Raw genomic sequence first — 500 nt, 5'->3', positions numbered from 1 at the left:
CGCTTTCTCAACGACTCCGGGGTCACCGAGAAGATGTTCGCGGTGATGCGTCTGCTGCTGGCCAACCTGCGCGGCGGCCTGGCGCTGACCGTGGTCATCGTCTCGGTGATGCTGGCCGCCACCACCGGCATCGTCGGCGCCTCCATCGCGGTGATGGGCATGATCGCGCTGGTGCCGATGCTCAAGCACGGCTACAACAAGGAGCTCAGCACCGGGGTGATCATGGCCAGCGGCTGTTTGGGCATCCTGATTCCGCCGAGCATCATGCTGATCCTGATGGCCAGCTACTCGCCGGTGTCGGTGGGCGCGCTGTTCGCCGGCGCGCTGGTGCCGGGGCTGATGCTGGGGGCGATGTACGCGCTCTACGTGCTGGTGATCTGCTACCTCAAGCCGTCCTACGGCCCGCCGGTGCCCGCCGAGGAGCGCGCCGAGACCTCGACCGGGCAGCTTTTGATCATGCTGGCCAAGTACGTGCTGCCGCCGATGGCGCTGATCCTGGG

At 66.8% G+C, this 500-nt stretch carries 1 protein-coding gene; it reads left to right on the top strand.

Going from position 1 to position 500, the window contains the following annotated elements:
- On the top strand, positions 1 to 500 hold a 500-nt coding region (locus HOP58_RS22815; RefSeq protein ID WP_234261917.1), incomplete at both ends, for a TRAP transporter large permease subunit.

Source organism: Halomonas sp. MCCC 1A11062 (assembly GCF_021404355.1).
Classification (GTDB): Bacteria; Pseudomonadota; Gammaproteobacteria; order Pseudomonadales; family Halomonadaceae; genus Halomonas; species Halomonas aerodenitrificans.
Note: the sequence above shows the minus strand (reverse complement) of the source record. Positions and strands in the feature narration are given on the sequence as shown.